The 17,783-nt window shown below is 53.8% G+C and carries 14 protein-coding genes; 4 read left to right on the forward strand and 10 right to left on the reverse strand.

Annotated elements, in window-relative coordinates; all coding sequences use genetic code 11:
• The 5 genes from wecC to dcd all read right to left on the reverse strand — a co-directional run bounded on the left by wecC (window position 1) and on the right by dcd (window position 7,256).
• Window positions 1-1,269 (reverse strand): UDP-N-acetyl-D-mannosamine dehydrogenase, encoded by a 1,269-nt coding sequence (gene wecC / locus EHO01S_RS04725; RefSeq protein WP_024522877.1) that lies wholly within the window; start codon window positions 1,267-1,269, stop codon window positions 1-3.
• A 2-nt stretch (window positions 1,270-1,271) separates the two neighbouring features.
• A complete protein-coding gene (wecB, locus tag EHO01S_RS18180; protein WP_071990996.1) occupies window positions 1,272-2,408 on the reverse strand; it encodes a non-hydrolyzing UDP-N-acetylglucosamine 2-epimerase in 1,137 nt (378 codons plus the stop codon).
• 801 nt (window positions 2,409-3,209) lie between these two features.
• Window positions 3,210-4,568, reverse strand: a complete 1,359-nt coding sequence (dcuC, locus tag EHO01S_RS04730) for an anaerobic C4-dicarboxylate transporter DcuC (protein WP_024522878.1) — start codon at window positions 4,566-4,568, stop codon at window positions 3,210-3,212.
• 267 nt (window positions 4,569-4,835) lie between these two features.
• Window positions 4,836-6,635, reverse strand: a complete 1,800-nt coding sequence (gene asmA, locus EHO01S_RS04735; RefSeq protein ID WP_024522879.1) for an outer membrane assembly protein AsmA — start codon at window positions 6,633-6,635, stop codon at window positions 4,836-4,838.
• A 39-nt stretch (window positions 6,636-6,674) separates the two neighbouring features.
• Window positions 6,675-7,256 carry a dCTP deaminase gene (gene dcd / locus EHO01S_RS04740; protein WP_024522880.1) on the reverse strand — a complete coding sequence of 194 codons (582 nt, stop codon included), beginning with the start codon at window positions 7,254-7,256 and terminating at the stop codon, window positions 6,675-6,677.
• Window positions 7,257-7,466: 210 nt separating this feature from the next.
• On the opposite strand from dcd, the gene EHO01S_RS04745 reads away from it, so the two are divergent.
• Window positions 7,467-8,399 carry an EamA family transporter gene (locus tag EHO01S_RS04745; RefSeq protein WP_024522881.1) on the forward strand — a complete coding sequence of 311 codons (933 nt, stop codon included), beginning with the start codon at window positions 7,467-7,469 and terminating at the stop codon, window positions 8,397-8,399.
• 36 nt (window positions 8,400-8,435) lie between these two features.
• Here EHO01S_RS04745 and udk read toward each other — a convergent pair whose 3' ends face one another.
• On the reverse strand, window positions 8,436-9,077 hold the full coding sequence (udk, locus tag EHO01S_RS04750) for a uridine kinase (RefSeq protein WP_005284102.1): 642 nt from the start codon (window positions 9,075-9,077) through the stop codon (window positions 8,436-8,438).
• A 184-nt stretch (window positions 9,078-9,261) separates the two neighbouring features.
• Window positions 9,262-10,374 (reverse strand): iron-sulfur cluster carrier protein ApbC, encoded by a 1,113-nt coding sequence (gene apbC / locus EHO01S_RS04755; RefSeq protein ID WP_024522882.1) that lies wholly within the window; start codon window positions 10,372-10,374, stop codon window positions 9,262-9,264.
• A 221-nt stretch (window positions 10,375-10,595) separates the two neighbouring features.
• On the opposite strand from apbC, the gene metG reads away from it, so the two are divergent.
• A complete protein-coding gene (gene metG, locus EHO01S_RS04760; protein WP_024522883.1) occupies window positions 10,596-12,638 on the forward strand; it encodes a methionine--tRNA ligase in 2,043 nt (680 codons plus the stop codon).
• A gap of 178 nt (window positions 12,639-12,816) precedes the next feature.
• Here metG and EHO01S_RS04765 read toward each other — a convergent pair whose 3' ends face one another.
• The 3 genes from EHO01S_RS04765 to EHO01S_RS04775 form a co-directional block, all read right to left on the reverse strand.
• Entirely contained in the window at window positions 12,817-14,298 is a 1,482-nt protein-coding gene (locus EHO01S_RS04765) for an amino acid permease (protein ID WP_024522884.1), read from the reverse strand.
• Between the two features lie 210 nt (window positions 14,299-14,508).
• The gene (gene yieE / locus EHO01S_RS04770; protein ID WP_024522885.1) at window positions 14,509-15,375 is read right to left on the reverse strand and encodes a DNA-binding transcriptional regulator YeiE; all 867 of its coding nucleotides are present in this window, start codon (window positions 15,373-15,375) and stop codon (window positions 14,509-14,511) included.
• A gap of 216 nt (window positions 15,376-15,591) precedes the next feature.
• Window positions 15,592-16,032, reverse strand: coding sequence for a universal stress protein (locus tag EHO01S_RS04775; RefSeq protein ID WP_024522886.1), 441 nt, complete (start codon window positions 16,030-16,032; stop codon window positions 15,592-15,594).
• 196 nt (window positions 16,033-16,228) lie between these two features.
• Here EHO01S_RS04775 and EHO01S_RS04780 point away from each other — a divergent pair, with 196 nt between their 5' ends.
• Together EHO01S_RS04780 and EHO01S_RS04785 are read left to right on the forward strand one after the other, a co-directional pair.
• Complete coding sequence (locus tag EHO01S_RS04780; protein ID WP_024522887.1) at window positions 16,229-16,486, forward strand: DUF2545 family protein; 258 nt, start codon at window positions 16,229-16,231, stop codon at window positions 16,484-16,486.
• Between the two features lie 127 nt (window positions 16,487-16,613).
• Complete coding sequence (locus EHO01S_RS04785) at window positions 16,614-17,684, forward strand: YeiH family protein (RefSeq protein WP_024522888.1); 1,071 nt, start codon at window positions 16,614-16,616, stop codon at window positions 17,682-17,684.
• The last annotated feature ends 99 nt before the right edge of the window (window positions 17,685-17,783 follow it).

A 17,783-nucleotide genomic window follows, 5' to 3' on the forward strand; every position in this document is an offset into this window, starting at 1 on the left:
CTACACCCAAATACCTTTCGTATCAATAACGATGCCGTTATTCACACTCTTACCTTTAAACTCTTTATGATCAACTAATAGCAAATGAATATCAGCATGTTGCATTGCAAAGTTAAGGTCTACCAATTCTATATTATTTAACTTAGGTGGTACAGTATGAATATTTGGTTCAACAGCAATGACTCTACCCGGATGAAATTCAGAAATCGCTTTTGTAACTTGCATAGCGGGGCTTTCACGCAAATCATCAATATCAGCTTTAAACGCTAATCCATAACAAGCGATAGTCACTTCATCTATCTTTTTATTTTTATTCACAAGTAAAAAATCAGCTAAAGCCTGTTTAACTTTACTTATCACCCAGTCAGGCTTACTATCATTAACCATTCGAGCTGTATGGATAATTTTGGCTTCATTAGGTGTTTTAGATACGATGAACCAAGGATCTACAGCAATGCAATGACCGCCAACACCGGGTCCTGGCTGTAGGATATTCACACGGGGATGGCGATTAGAGAGAGATATTAGTTCCCATACATTGATATCTAACTCTGAACAGATCATAGAAAGTTCATTAGCAAATGCTATTTGAACATCGCGAAAACTATTCTCTGTTAATTTAGCCATCTCAGCAGTACGAGTATTAGTAATTACGCAATCACCCTCTACAAAAGTTTTATAGAGTTCTACTGCACGTAAGGAACAACGCTCAGACATACCACCAATAACGCGGTCATTTGTTACAAGTTCCTGGACAACCTTACCAGGTAAAACTCGCTCTGGACAATAGGCAATATTGATATCTGATTTATCTCCAGCATCTTGAGGGAAAGAAAGATCTGGACGCAACTCTTTCATCCATATAGCCATTTGCTCTGTTGTACCAACAGGCGATGTTGACTCTAAGATAACAAGATCGCCCTTCTTTAAAATTGGGGAAATCGCTTTAGTAGCCTCTGCTATAAAAGAAAGATCTGGCGCAGGAATTTCATTTTTACTGCAGGGAAGAAATGGCGTTGGAACTGCAATCAAAAATGCATCTGCAGGCTCTGGTTTTATAACAGCTTTCAGATAACCTTCCTCGACAGCTGTTTGAACAACCACATCTAATTCAGGCTCTACAATATGTATTTTACCTTGATTAATTGTCTCTATAGCATGCTTATTGACATCGACACCAATTACTTTTTTCTTTTTTGATGCAAACATCGCTGCAGTCGGCAAGCCTATATAACCAAGGCCAATAACTGAAATAGTCTTAAAAGACATTTTTAACATCCTTCTTCATGTAATAGTTTATTAATAATTCGAGCGCAAGATTTTCCATCACCATAAGGATTATGAGAGAAACTCATTGCATCATATGCTGACTTACTAGTAAGTAATTCATCAATATTACGAGTAATAGAAGATACCTCTGTACCGACTAATCTCACAGTGCCTGCAGCGACTGCCTCTGGACGCTCTGTTGTATCTCGCATAACAAGAATAGGTTTACCAAATGAAGGAGCCTCTTCTTGTATGCCACCAGAGTCTGTCAAAATTATATTTGACCGACTCATTAAATAAACGAATGGGAGATACTGCTGTGGGTCAATAAGATAAATATTATCATATCCAGTAAGAATTCGGCTGACCGGCTCACGTACATTTGGATTTAAATGAACAGGATAGACTATTTGTATGTTAGGGTTTTTTTGTGCTGTTAGAGCTAATGCCTGACAAATATTCTCGAAACCGTCACCGAAATTTTCTCTACGATGGCCTGTTACTAATATCATTTTCTTATCTGATTCAAGAAATGAAAACTTTGAATCTAACTCTTTCTTTAGATTATTATTTTTTTCTATTTTGTTTTTTATTATTAATAATGCATCAATTACTGTGTTCCCAGTAACTGTTATTGCGGAGCTAGAAACACCCTCATTCAAAAGATTTTTTTTAGATATTTCTGTAGGAGCAAAATGGTACTTAGCTAAAGCAGTTGTTAATTTCCTATTACCTTCCTCTGGCCATGGTGAATAAATATTTCCAGTCCGTAAACCTGCCTCGACATGTCCGATTGCTATTTTCTCATAATATGCAGCAAGACTTGCTGCAAATGTTGTTGCTGTATCACCATGGACAAGCATAACATCAGGTTTAAAATCTTGGAGTATAGGTTTTAAATTAAGAACAATTGAAGCTGTAACATCATTAAGAGTCTGGCCAGATTTCATAATATTTAAATCATAATCTGGTGTAATATTAAAAACCTCTAAAACCTGATCAAGCATCTCACGATGCTGCGCTGTAACACAAACTCTTGCATCAAAACGCCCATCAATATTTAATGCATGAACGAGAGGTGCCATCTTAATAGCTTCTGGACGAGTTCCAAAAACAGTCAGTATACGTTTTTTTGTCATTACACAAACCTTATATCCAACATTAAATTCCATAAAAATGTGATAGGTAGTAAATTTCACTTAAAGTGAAAAAACAATCAATAACATTATCATGTCAATCCATATTATATATATTTACCCTCATATAACCAGTTCTTTTAAATGGTATGCATCTATAGTCACACAATACACCAACAAACAATATATTATTTAACGCTAAACAACATAATTAATGGTAAATTAAGCTATGTTAATATATCTTTCATTAAATCTAAAACTGAACCACTCAAATAACACAATATTATTATGCTTTTATTTTAGATACGCTACCGCCCTTGGCTCTACAGCTACCAATGCACTGACCGCTCACCCATCATCCCGCTTACCTGGCTCATACCTGAGTCGCGCCACATAATAATGTTTATCATAACGTCATGTTAGTGACTGTTCGCTCCCTCATTATCCAGTAGGGTTAACACAACGCCCCACACGCCAACCTAGCCAAAAGTACAGTGCCAGATTTTTATCCTTCTCGCCTGTGCGAGGCAAGATGAAAAGCTAAATCTTACTAAATTTTCCAGAATCGATTGTTTTTTGACTCCAAAAGCCTGCTCAATTAATCTTCATACCACATGATTTTTCTGCTTACCGCTCAACAGACAATAGATTAATGGCTTAATATATCAGATGAAATATAGGAAAACTGAATATTCTCTCTTAAATATGCGCTGGTATCGGCGTCCGCAGCCCCTCCTACTGACGCTCATACTATGAAACAAAAAAGGCAGGCCATTGGCCTGCCCTTTCCCATCGCATATGCGCTTAGCGGTGTAGCGGCACCATAAACTCGGTGGCGACGATCACTACCACCAGGCCGACCAGCACCGGCACCGAGGTACGCTTCACCACCTCGAAGGGCGAGATCTTCGCCATCCCGGAGACCGCGACCACCACGCCGGAGACCGGTGATAAGGTACGACCCAAATTGGAGGCTTGCAACATCGGAATGGTCAAGTAGGCCGGGTTGATGCCCATCTGGCCGGACAGCTTCGGAATCAGTTCGACAAAGGCGTAGAACGGCGCGTTGCCGGAGCCAGTGGTCATCGCCGCCAGCATGGTGATCACCACCAGTACCAGCATCATGATGATGCCGCCGGTGCCGAAGGATTGTGCCAGCTCGATCAGGCTGCTGATAAAGCCGACGGTGCTTAACCCTTGGGCGAAGACGCCGGCAGCCACCAACAGCATCACCACGTTGGCGAAGGCGTCCGCCATGCCACGGTAGGCAACCTCCAGCCCGCCATACACCTTTTTGGCATCGAAACTGCGCAAAAACTCGAGGATAGCGCCCAACAGGATACAAATCACCAGCACACTGATAATGTGCAGATGTGGCCCCCACTTACCGTCGAATACCAACACCCCAATGATCGGAGTAAACGGCAAAATGGCGTAAAACGCGGGGGATTTAGTCGTGATCTCACTCACATCCAGCATCTCGTGCTGTACCTGTTCTTTGCTATCCAGATAGCGTTGCCAGAAGTAGTGGGCGATGGCCATACAAACGATGGCGATCAGCGAGATCGGCAATGTAGTCTTGAAGGCGAAGTCGATCAACGGCATCTCAGAAGCCTTGGCTGCCAGAATCACGTCACCGGAGGTCGGTGCCAGAATAATCGCTGCCGGTGAGGCGCAGATCGCCGCCGCCGCGCCACGGCTGATGCCGACGTTGACCATCACCGGGAACAGCGTCGCCATCAGCAGTACCCCGAGCCCGGTGGCAGAGGAGACCGCTAACGACATCAGGCAAGCGACAAAGTAAGCCGCGATCATCAAAATATAAGGAGAGTTAATATAACGCAGTGGCCGTGAGGCCAGTTTGACCACGACATCATTGGCCCCTATATGGGTCATATAGGCGGCAAAACCACACAGCATCATGATCATCATGCCAAGGTTACCGCCGCGGCTCATCAGCAATACCTTGACATATTCGACGATGTCGGTCGCGCGCCAGCCCGTTGACTTGTCACCGGCCGGCAAGACATCGTGCCCCATCAGCGCGCTGATGATCAGCAACAGTAAGCCACCGGTCATCAGCACTCCGGTCGCGGAGTAGCCTTTGATAATATAACGGCCGACACCAACGGCGACCACAATCCCAATCAATAACTCAAGCATAGTGTTCCTCAGTAGGTATACGCAGGCGTTACGCCTGGTAAGCTGACATTCTTTCTGTCTTTATTGGTCATCCATTCCCTTTGATAGCGTGAAACTCCAGCACTGTGCCCAAACGGTAAGATTATTTTACTGATATCGGTCAAGTTTTTCCGAAGTGAAATGAGCAGCGGCGGGGAGAGTGTGAGCCAGGATATATTTTTATACTGAATACTCCCCGCACCATGAGGCACGGGGAGGCGCAGACACACGTGTCTTTCAGCGGCAAGACTAACGCCGTTTCAACCAATTTTTCAGCGCATCGCGCGCCTCTTGCTCCAGCGAACCACGCAATGCCTGCTCGACATTCAGTTGGTAATTGAGTTGCTGCCAATCGCCGTAGATATGCAGCGGAATGCGTACCTGTTGCAACAGCGTCACCAGCTCGTTGTGCCCGCTCCAGCCTTGCAATACGCGTACCCCCAAGTTGATATCGCAGCGCTGATTCGCCAGATCGACGCTACCGTTGCCGTTCAGATCCAACAGCGCTGATTGTCCGCTCAAGCGGTTCAACGTCAATCGGCCATCGCGGAGCGCCGCCTCGGCGCGCAGGGAATGGAAGGTGGTGAAGGTATCTAGCCGCTCGTCAGCCTGCACGCCGCGTTGGCTGCGCGTCACCGCCTGCTGCACCAGTTGCGCGATATTTAACCCCTCTAGGCGTGCATCGTCGAGGGTGAGCATGCCGTCCCCCTGCCACTGGCGCAGCAGCGAGGCGGGGGCCAAACCGCTACCGCGCAGGCTAGCCTCCAGCGACAAACGGCCGGAGATAAATTCCGGCAAGGCGAACGCCTTCAGCACAGGCTGTAGAGCGATCTGTTGCAGACGCGGTTGTAATGTCACGCGCGGCGCTTGGTCGGCCTGGCTCTGCAACGTACCGCTAACGGCGAAGCTCCCCTTACCGATGTGCCCATTTAGGCGCGTCAGCTCTCCTTGGCCCCGCCGGTTACTGGCCTGCAAATCGAAACCGTCAATCGTCAGACCATGATAAGTCAGCTGGTTAGCCTGAATGCTCAACGCCGCGCTGAAGTCACGCAGGAAAGCCAGGTTATCATTCTGCATCGGGGCCGAAACCTGCGATACCACCGGCGATGGCGGTGGCGTCACCGCCTCATCTTGACCGGATGTTGTGCTCCCCCCCTGCCAGCCACTCAACATATCCCAATTGAGCTTATCGGCGCGCAACGTCACCCGGTAGTCAGGATTGGCTCCCAGCGTCCCCTGGATTTCGCCGTGCAGTTGGCTCTCATTAGCGCTCAGCGTCAGTCCGCTCAGTGTGACCGTTGCTGGCGCCGCTTGGTAACTCAGAATGGTACTCCCCTGCCCAGCGATCCCCGCCGCCGGCAAACCGGCGCCACTATAGTGATAGTCGAAATGGCTGATCTGCGCCCGATACTGTTGCGGGTAATGGCGCAAATCGACATTAGCCTCCAGATTGACCAGGAGATCGCGCTGATCGCGGTTAATGCGGCTGGAAAAACTCAGTTGCACTTGACGTTGAGCGTTTTGATCGAGGTATAGCTGGATATCACGCAGGTTAATCGGCTCACTGTCGGCAGGCTGCCAGATGACCAGACTATCCTCCACCTTGACCTTCTGGATGTTCAAACGCCAAGCCATGTCGCTGATGGCCTCGCCGCGCGCCACCGGTGAGCTGGGCGCACTAATGACCTGTTGCGGTTCGCTATCGGGAGTAAGGCGGATCACCGCCCCTTTCAGCATCACCTGACGCACGTCCAATTGATGGGAGAGCAGCGGCCAGAGGCGCACATCCAGACGCATGTTATCCGCGCTGATCACCGGCTGTAACGCCCCGTCGGCGCGTAGCGACATATGATCGCTGAGGATGCTCAACTGCGGCCAGACACGCCAGCGTAAATCGCCATCCAGTGTCAGGGTGTAGCCGGTACGCTGTTGCACCTGCTTAACCATATAGGCGCGGAAATCGTTGGGGTCGATCAACAGCAGCAACGCACTGAGCCCCGCCGTCACCACCACCAGCAGGATCATCAACGTGGTAAGAAGTCGTCTCATGCCATCCTCAGTCTGACTCGTCCGTTACAGCCCTGCGGCTCAGTCCTTATCGATCCGGCTGGCTACCGCACCCTGCTGCCCTTTGTACTTGGCATCTTCGCGCCGATTATAGGGCCGTGCCGCCGGGCCGGAGAGCGGTTCAAAGCTCAATGCGCCAATCGGCATCCCGGGACGCAACGCCAACGGCAGCTTGCCGGAGTTGAAGAACTCCAGGACAATGCAACCCTGCCAGCCGGGATCGATGCGGTGGGCCGTCACATGCACCATCAGTCCTAAACGCGCCAGCGAGGAGCGGCCATCTAACCAGCCGACCAGATCATCCGGTAGCGTCACCGACTCATAGGTCACCGCCAACGCCAGTTCACCGGGATGCAGGAAGAATGCCTCATCCTCGCCCAGCAAGATCTCATCGCTCATCACCCGCTCTAGCGCCTCGGCGACCTCTTGCTTGGGGCCGCTCAGATCGATATAGGGCGCGGTATGCCCCTGGAAGACACGAAAGCGGTTTCCCAGACGGACATCGACCGTCGCACCGCTGATGCGCTCTTGCGGCGGGCGCGGTGTGATGCTCAGGCGCCCCTCATCCAGCCATGCTTCAATATCGCGGTCACACAGTCTCATAATCGCTCCTCTCCGTCTCATCGCTATGCAGCACGGCTGCCCATCGGTTCATCTTACCCGATTACCGATTTTTTCCGAAATGATTCAGTAACATTGACGCTATTTTCTCCGGCGGTACGGCGCACAGAAAAAAAACGCCGTAGGCTTTGCCGCCGTCAGAATAAACCATTAACATCGTGACGTAACCAGTGTGCGTACAGGGAGAGCGCGATGGGCAATTTACGGCAAGGAATGGGGTATGTATTGGTCGCCGCCGCGCTCTGGGGGAGCTCTGGCGTCTGTGCGCAATATATCCTGCAAAAAACCGGCTTATCGGCCCAATGGCTGACCATGTTCCGCCTCACTTTCTCCGGCGGGATCTTGTTGCTGGTCTCCTTTCTCAACGGCGACAAGCTGTTCGCCCCGCTAGCGCGGCGCCGGGATATACTCAGCCTGCTGTGGTTTACGCTGCTGGGCGCCATCATGGTGCAGCTAACCTTCCTGATGACCATCGAACGCGCCAACGCCGCCACGGCTACCGTACTGCAATTTCTCTCGCCAACCATCATCGTGGCCTGGTTCGCCTTCGCCCGGCGGCAACGCCCTAGCTTAGCGGTGACGCTGGCCATCGCCACCTCGTTGGCCGGCACCTTCCTGTTGGTTACCCACGGCGATCCCACCTCCCTCTCCATCTCGCGCGCCGCCCTGTTTTGGGGGATCGCCTCGGCCTTCGCCTCCGCCTTCTATACCACCTACCCGGCTGGTCTGATCGCCCGTTTCGGTACCCTGCCGATCGTCGGCTGGAGCATGCTGTTAGGCGGCCTGATGCTGATGCCTTTCTTTGCCGGTGAAACCGCCCAAGTGCGCATGGATAGCGCCACCCTGTTGGCGGCGTTTTACCTGATCATCATCGGGACGGCGCTTACCTTCAGCCTCTATCTGAAAGGGGCGCAGATCATCGGCGGCGCCAAGGCCGGCATACTGAGCTGTGCCGAGCCGCTGTGTAGCGCGCTACTCTCGTTGTTGCTGCTGGGGATCACCTTCGGCATCATGGATTGGCTGGGATCACTGCTGATCATCGCCTCCGTATTGCTGATTTCGCGCGATGCCCGCCTGCGGGAAGGGAAACTGGAATCACTCTCAGCGCAGGACGGCGCCCGCTGACGGCACCGGGCCGCGCGAGTACGCCGTCATCCGGCCTTATTCGAAGAACTGACTGATCTTCGCCTTGAGGATATCAATGGCGATACGGTTCTTACCGCCACGCGGTACGATGATGTCCGCATACTGCTTAGAGGGTTCGATAAACTGGAGGAACATTGGGCGTACGGTCTTCTGGTACTGGGCCATTACCGACTCCATGGAGCGCCCTCGCTCATTCACGTCACGCTTCATGCGACGCATCAGGCAGATATCCAGCGGGGTATCGACGAAGATGGAGAAGTTCAGTTCGTTACGCAGACGGGCATCGGTCAGTAACAGGATCCCCTCCAAAATGATCACCTTCTTCGGCTCCAGGTGAATAGTCTCTTTAACGCGTGTGTGTTCGACATAACTGTATTGCGGCAATTCGATGGCCTGGCCGGCTTTGAGCATCTGTAGATGCTGGAACAGCAGGTTATGATCCATGGCGCTCGGATGGTCATAATTGGTCTTGACGCGCTCCTCCATGGTCAGGTGACTCTGGTCTTTATAGTAGCTATCTTCCGGGATGACACCGATATGCGCCTCACCGACCTGCTCGCGCAGCTCACGGTAAAGGGTACTGGCAATCAGACTTTTTCCTGAGGCGGATGCGCCTGTGATGCCAATAATGACGCACTGGTGGGTGTTGTCAGTCATGTGTATAAGACCTGGTATGTATAGGTTCGACGGGGCAAGGCACGAAAGGATCGGGATGACCGGTGCCTGAGACGCGGCAATTATAGGGAGTCTGCCCGGCCGACGCCAGCCCAATCGCGCCGCTGTACCAGGAAAAAAGGACGGGCCCCCGTATGGGTCCCGTCCTCATGCCACATTTTCCCGATTAGAGGGCGCGGAAGGCGATCTCGGTCGGGATAGCCTCGCCCCCCCAGTACAACTGGGCGGCTACATCGGCGGCCAGACGGCGATAGATAGCACTGAACTCGCTTTCCGGTCGGCTGCTGACCGTCGGTTCGCCGCGATCCAGATCCTCTCGCAGCGAAATATGCAGCGGCAACTGCCCCAGCAGGCGGGTATGGTACTTCTCCGCCAGCTTCTGTGCCCCACCGGTGCCGAAGATCGGCTCATGGAAGCCGCACTGGCTACAGATATGCATGCTCATGTTCTCCACGATCCCCAATACCGGGACGTGAACCTTCTCGAACATCACGATGCCTTTCATCGCATCCAGCAGGGCGATGTCTTGCGGCGTTGTCACCACCACCGCGCCGGTCACCGGGATACTCTGCGCCAGCGTCAATTGGATGTCACCGGTGCCCGGCGGCATATCCAATACCAGATAATCCAGATCCGGCCAGAGGGTATCCTGCAACAATTGCAGCAGCGCCTTGCTGGCCATCGGGCCGCGCCACACCATGGCGTTATCGTCTGTTACCAGATAACCGATGGAGTTGGTCGCCAGACCGTGTGCCATGATCGGCGCCATATGCTGGCCGTCCGGCGAGGTCGGGCGTTCATGGGCGGTGCCCAGCATCGTCGGGATGGAGGGACCATAGACATCGGCATCCAGAATGCCGACCCGTGCCCCCTCAGCAGCCAGCGCCAACGCTAAGTTGACGGCGGTACTCGATTTACCTACCCCGCCCTTGCCGGAGCTGACGGCGAGAATATTACGCACCCCTTTCACGCCGGGCTGATCGTTGGCCCGTTTCAGCGTGGCGATATTGTGCGCCAGACGCCAGACGACGCTGCGCACGCCTGCCAGCTGCAACAACGCCGGTGTGACGGCCGCCTGCAAAGCGTCAAACCCACTCTGCCAGGCGAAGGGCATCATCAACTCGATGTGTAACGCACCGTCTAACAAGGCACAATGGTGCAACGCCTTGAGCGCGCTTAACGGGTGGTTCAAGGTAGGGTGGGTAAAACCATCGAGGATCGCGCCGACCTGCTTGCTCAGCGCCTCAGGCATGGACTGCTCATGGGATTTATTGCTCATCCCGACTCCTTTATTCGTTATTATAAACAACGCCGCCAGTCTACCAGAACTGACTGCCGATCGCGCAGGGTTACGGCTGCGAATTTTGTCTACCTTACTCCTAGCGCTAGCCTCATCCAGGCCTACGCCAGAATCACCGACCGTGGCCTAGCGACTCGCGGCGCAATCGGGTAACATCAGCGGTTACCTTCTATATTTAACCGAGAGATACGAAATCCACTATGGCTTCAGTCACTGATACAACAGGTTCACGCAAGATTCTGGTGACCTGTGCGCTCCCTTACGCTAACGGCTCCATTCACCTCGGCCACATGCTTGAGCACATCCAGGCGGACGTGTGGGTACGTTACCAGCGAATGCGCGGCAACCAGGTGCATTTCATCTGCGCCGATGATGCGCATGGGACGCCGATCATGCTGAAGGCCCAGCAGATGGGGATCGCGCCGGAGCAGATGATCGCCGACGTCAGTCGCGAACATCAGCATGATTTCGCCGACTTCCAGATCAGCTACGACAACTATCACTCGACGCACAGCGAAGAGAACCGCCAACTGGCAAGCCTGATCTACAGCCGACTGAAAGAGAACGGCTTCATTAAGAACCGCACCATCTCTCAGCTCTATGACCCGGAAAAAGGCATGTTCCTGCCGGATCGCTTCGTCAAGGGAACCTGTCCGAAGTGTCAATCGGCCGATCAATACGGCGATAACTGCGAAGTGTGCGGCGCCACCTACAGCCCGACTGAACTGATCAACCCCAAATCCGTGGTCTCCGGTGCGACGCCGATCCTGCGCGAATCCGAACACTTCTTCTTCGACCTACCGGCCTTCGGCGCCATGTTGCAGGCCTGGACCCGCTCCGGTGCTCTGCAAGAGCAGGTGGCCAACAAGATGCAGGAGTGGTTCGAGTCCGGTCTACAACAATGGGACATCACCCGTGACGCCCCCTACTTCGGCTTTGAGATCCCCGACGCGCCGGGTAAATACTTCTACGTCTGGCTGGATGCGCCGATAGGCTACATGGGCTCGTTCAAGAACCTGTGCGACAAGCGTGGCGACCTGAGCTTCGACGCCTACTGGAATAAAGAGAGCGACGCCGAGCTGTATCACTTTATCGGTAAGGATATCGTCTACTTCCATAGCCTGTTCTGGCCGGCGATGCTGGAAGGCAGCGGTTTCCGTAAGCCGAGCAATATCTTCGTCCACGGCTATGTCACCGTGAACGGGGCTAAAATGTCCAAATCACGCGGCACCTTTATTCAGGCCCGTACCTATCTGAATCACCTGGACCCGGATTGCCTGCGTTACTACTACGCCGCCAAGCTCTCCGCCCGTATCGACGATATCGACCTCAACCTGGAGGACTTCGTCCAGCGCGTCAACGCCGACATCGTCAACAAGGTGGTTAACCTCGCCTCGCGCAACGCCGGCTTTATCAACAAGCGTTTCGCCGGTCAGCTGTCCGACACCCTGGCCGATCCAGCGTTGTACCAAACCTTCGTCGACGCCGCGGCGGAGATTGCCCAAGCCTATGAGGCGCGCGAGTCGGGTAAGGCCATCCGCGAAATCATGGCACTGGCCGATCTGGCTAACCGCTATGTCGATGAGCAGGCGCCTTGGGTGGTTGCCAAGCAGGAGGGGCGTGATGCCGATCTACAGGCGATTTGTACCATGGGGCTGAACCTGTTCCGCGTCCTAATGACCTACCTCAAACCGGTATTACCGGCGTTGAGCGCTCGCAGCGAGGCGTTCCTCAATAGCGAGTTGCAGTGGGATACCATCGCCACCCCGCTGCTCGGCCACCAGGTTAAGCCGTTCAAGGCTCTGTTTAACCGCATCGAAATGGCAAAAGTTGAAGCGATGATCGAAGAGGGGAAACAGGCCGCCGCGGCTAAACCCGCCCTCAGCGGCCCGCTGGCTGACGATCCGATCCAGGACACCATCACTTTTGATGACTTCGCCAAGGTGGATATGCGTATCGCCCAGATCGTCAGCGCCGAACTGGTCGACGGGTCGGATAAGCTGCTGAAGCTTCAATTGGATCTCGGCGGCGAAATGCGCCAAGTCTTCTCCGGCATCCGTAGCGCCTACCCGGATCCGCAAGCGCTGGTCGGTCGTCTGACGGTGATGGTCGCCAACCTGGCGCCGCGTAAGATGCGCTTCGGTATCTCCGAGGGGATGGTGATGGCCGCCGGCCCTGGTGGGAAGGATATCTTCCTGCTCAGTCCGGATTGCGGCGCACTGCCGGGTCAACAGGTGAAGTAATTCAGACCTAAACAAAATAAAAAACCCGCTATGGCGGGTTTTTTTATTACATGCACGCTCTCTCCAAAACGGAAAGGGTTACTGCGCTGAAGCCGCGAAAGCTAAATATAGCTCCCATAGCACAACGCCCCGTGCCATCAGGCTCACGGGGCGTTGCTTTACCACTCGGCGCGTACGCTTAGTCAATCTTGGTCTTCGGGAAGGTCATCTCGCTGTAGCGCACGAAATGCGTGCCTTGCGTCAGCTTGTAACCGAACCAAATAATCAGGAACAGCGGTAGGCCGATATAGGTCGCCGTGACACCGTACCAGTCGATGCGATCTTCCAGGAACGCCTCATAGTTCTGCCCCAGGGTAATGATCAGGCACAGTACGAAAGCGAAGATCGGTCCAAGCGGGAAGAAGCCGGACTTATAGGGCAAGGCATTCAGATCCAGCCCCGCCTTGACATAGCCGCGGCGGAAACGGTAGTGGCTGATGGCGATGCCCAACCAGGCGATAAATCCGGTCATCCCCGAGGTGTTCAACAGCCACAGATACACTTCTTGATTACCAAACATCGAAGTTAAGAAGCACAGCCCGGCGACCACGGTAGTGGCGTACAGCGCATTACGCGGTACCCCACCTTTCGACAAGCGAGCAAAAATACGCGGTGCCTTGCCTTCCGTCGCTAGGGTGTACAACATCCGCGTCGAAGCATACATTCCGGAGTTACCAGCAGACAACACCGCCGTCAGGATCACCGCATTCATCACCGCCGCCGCCGACAGCAGACCGGCGTTCTTAAAGACCAGGGTGAACGGACTAACGGAGATATCCTTCACATCGTTACGCAACAGGCTGGGATCGGTATAGGGGATCAACAGGCTGATGATCAGGATGGCGAACACATAGAACAACAGGATACGCCAGAACACCTGACGCACCGCCATCGGAATGTTTTTACCCGGATCTTTCGACTCACCGGCGGCGATACCGATAAGCTCGGTGCCTTGGAAAGAGAAGCCGACGATCATCGCGACCCCGATCATTGAGGCAAAGCCCCCGGCGAACGGCGCATCACCCACCACCCAGTTATGGAAGCCGGCATGCTCGCCGCCCTTGAAAATACCGACAATCATCATCAAACCGACTGCGATGAAGATGATCACCGTGCTGACCTTAATCAGCGAGAACCAATACTCCGCCTCACCGAATCCTTTCACCGAGATATAGTTCAGCAGGAAGATCAGCCCCAGGAATAACGCACTCCAGATCCAACCGGGAAGATCGGGGAACCAGTAGCCCATTACCAATTGCGCGGCCACCAGATCGACGGCGATGGTTACGGCCCAGTTGTACCAGTAGTTCCAGCCCAAGGCAAAGCCGAATCCCTCTTCGACGTAGCGAGAGCCATAAGTAGAGAACGAACCGGAAACCGGCATAAAGGCCGCCAGCTCACCTAAGCTGGTCATCAGGAAGTACACCATCATGCCGATGATGATGTAGGACAACAATGCCCCGCCCGGGCCCGCCTGAGATACCGTCGCGCCCGATGCGACAAACAGCCCAGTACCGATGGACCCGCCGATAGCAATCATCGACAAATGCCGCGCTTTTAACTCCCGGCGCAGCGCCGGTCCTTGTCCCGTGTCAGAGACGGTAGTTTTTGTCTGAGCCATTAGAACCCTATCGTTGTTTCGCGTTAAATCATAAAACCCGGCGCGATTGTAACAAATCCATCTGCGGCGGGAAGTAACAATCTAACGATAATAAGAGAGCTTCATGATGGCAGGAGGATTATTAGCGAGCGGCAGGGAGAGCGTACAAGAAAAATACACAATAATGACAAGACGCTACGGCAGCAGTCTATACTGCTGCCGTCGCTGGCGTTAAGCCTGACAATAACTGAGAAAACGCGCTAACGCCTTCGAGATATGCTTCTGGCGATGATGGATCAGATACAGAGAGCGATGCAGATTGATCCCCGGCAAGGGTACCTCGACCAAGGTTCCATTGCTCAGTTGCTCCTCGATCACCCGCCGCGACAGGCAACTGATGCCGATACCGTAACGCACCGCATGCTTGATCGCCTCTGAATTGCCCAGCTCCATGACCAAATCGAAATGTGGCAGGTGTGAGAGCAGCAAATGCTCCACCACCTCACGGGTACCCGAGCCGGTCTCACGCAAGATCCACGGTGCCTCAGCCAAGCGGGCCAAGGTTACCGGTTCGCGCAGTAATGGATGATCCGGCGCGGCGAACACCACCAACTCATCCTCCAACCAGCTTTGCGTCGTCAGATCCGGCATATGGCATGGCCCTTCGATCAATCCCAGATCAGCGTTAAACTCGGCCACTGCGCTGATAACATCGTGACTGTTGCCGACATGTAACTCCAGCGGCGTCACGGGGAAATCGCGCCGGTAGGCGGCCATCATCGGCGGCAGGATATAGTTACCGATGGTGCTACTGGCCGCGATACGCAAGGCACCGCTCTCCCCCTTGAACAGTTGCTCGATCTCGCTGGCCTGCTCCAGTAACGACATCGCCTTGGGATAAAGCAGGCGACCATGTTCGTTAACCACCAGTCGCTTGCCTACGCGATCGAACAGCCGTACCGACAATTGTGTCTCCAGATCGGAGAGCGCCGCGCTCACCGCCGATTGTGAGAGCGCCAGCACCATGGAGGCCTGCGTCGTCGAGCCGCTTTTCAATACTTCGGTAAAAACTTCCAGTTGTCGCAAGGTAATGTGCATAGACAGATCCAAACCGTTTCAATCGACCGCCGCCCGGCCTAAAGAGAGCGCAGCTCCCGCCACGCCAGCGACGACAAAGCCATGCTCTGCGCCAGTGTATTCTTACGCTCGGTTAATATAGATAAATCAGGGGTAATTTACTACTTAAAGTGATTTATCTCTGATCTCGCTCTCCTTCCCCGCTCGCATGACGAGGAAGGTGCGTGTAATGGAGGGTTAACGTACCACTAATACCGACATACTGGCGTGGCGCACGACGCGGGCGGCATTCGAGCCCAGCAGATAGGTCGACATGCTGGGACGACGCGAGCCAATGATGATCAGATCCGCACCGCATCCCTCGGCCTCTTTCAGGATCTCATCGTAGATGGACCCCCAACTCACCTTGACCGCGACGCGCTGTGCCGCTAGCGGCAACGAGGCAGCCAAAGCCGCTAAGCGCTCCTCCGCCTGTTGCAACGCTGCCTCCCGCAGTTCGGCGATCTGCTCAGGGTATTCGCTTAAAAACACAGTGGGCAGCGCGGGGTGTACGTGTAACAGATACAGCGTGGCGTTGCTCTGGTTGGCTAAAAACAGGGCGTGGCGTAACGCCTCCTGCGTCAACTGCGGCTCCGCCAAATCGACCGGTACCAAAATCACCCGATAGGCACAATCCATGATGGACCTCCTGCATTGATGTTTGGAATAGATGTTTGGTTCAACACGCTTGTTGGTTATAGCACAGGCGGGTGAAAGATTCGCCAGCCTGGAACACACTTCCCGGCAGACACTTGATGCCAACAGATCGCACCCCTTCCCGACATATGCCCAGCGCTTACACTATACTCAAGAATAGAGTGCCGAGGAGGAGCGCATGGAAACACGTTATGGCTATCTGATCGCTATCCTGGTCGTCGTGGCGATCGCCATCTTCGCCGCGACACGGCGCGGTTGGCGCACCGGGCTATTCGCGTTCATCTTGCAGCTGGTGCTAGCAGGCCTCTTCTACCAAGGCGCCTGGCTGCTCTCCCAGGGAAACGCCGTTACCGCCGCTCTGGCGGCATTACTCTCCCCGCTCTGCGTCCTCTTAATCATCATCACCCTCGGCCGCGTCAATACGTCACAGCGCTGATGCGCTACACCGAGATGGCATAACAGATATCTCTATTAATCATAATCATATTATCTATTTTGAATTTGCCCGCGACCTCTTTAAGCTTGTTCTCCTTTTATAAAAACGAAGCTAACTCGACGTAACAATGACAACTCATCAATCGCATTCTCCTGCACCGCACTATACGCACGCCTTGCTGCGCCTGTTGCCCGGCTTGTTCTTGACCGGCGCGATCACCGCCATCGCCATGTGGGCCGGCGCGCTCCCTTGGGTAGAGCAACTGGGGTTCGGGGCGCTGACACTGGCCATCATCCTCGGGATTCTCATCGGTAACAGTGTCTATCCGGCACTCAGCATCCCCTGCTCCGTCGGGGTACATCTGGCCAAGCAGAAATTCTTGCGCCTGGGGATCATCCTGTATGGTTTCCGACTGACCTTCCAACAGATCGCCGATGTTGGGCTAACTGGCATCATCACCGATGCGCTGACGCTCACCTCCACCTTCCTGCTGGCAATGTGGTTAGGGCGTAAAGTTTTCCGGATGGACAGCCAGACAGTGATGCTGATCGGCGCTGGCAGCAGCATCTGCGGCGCGGCGGCCGTGATGGCCACCGAACCGGTTGTCAAGGCTGACGCCAGTAAAGTCTCCGTCGCCGTCTCTACCGTGGTCATCTTCGGAACCATCGCCATCTTCCTCTACCCTTGGTTATATCAGCTCAATGCGCACTACCAGTGGATCGCGATGAGCCAGGAAACCTTTGGCATCTATATCGGCTCGACGGTCCATGAAGTGGCCCAAGTGGTGGCTGCCGGGCGCGCCATCAGCGATGACGTAGGCAATGCTGCCGTGATCACCAAGATGATCCGCGTCATGATGCTGGCTCCCTTCCTGTTGATTCTCTCCAGCGTTCTCAGCCGTGGTCAGCAAGCGAGCGGGGGCAAGAAAGCACCGATTACCATTCCCTGGTTCGCGGTGATCTTCATCCTGGTCGCTGGGTTTAACTCCTTCGACCTGCTGCCCGCGGCACTGGTGCACGCCCTGATCACCCTGGACACCATCCTATTGGCGATGGCGATGGCCGCGCTCGGCCTGACCACCCATATCAGTGCCATTCGCCAGGCCGGCATCCGCCCCATCATCCTGGCCAGCCTGCTGTTCGCTTGGCTGATCGCCGGCGGAGCCGCCATCAACCTGTTTATCGAACGCTGCCTCTAAATACCCGACCAGACGTTTGCCACACCCTGTTAACCCACGGTTAGCAGGGTGTTGTCTTATGGCGACTAAAAGACTACGCGGCACGCATATTCGATGCCA

This window comes from Edwardsiella hoshinae NBRC 105699 = ATCC 33379 (assembly GCF_000474215.1).
In the GTDB taxonomy this organism is placed as follows: domain Bacteria; phylum Pseudomonadota; class Gammaproteobacteria; order Enterobacterales; family Enterobacteriaceae; genus Edwardsiella; species Edwardsiella hoshinae.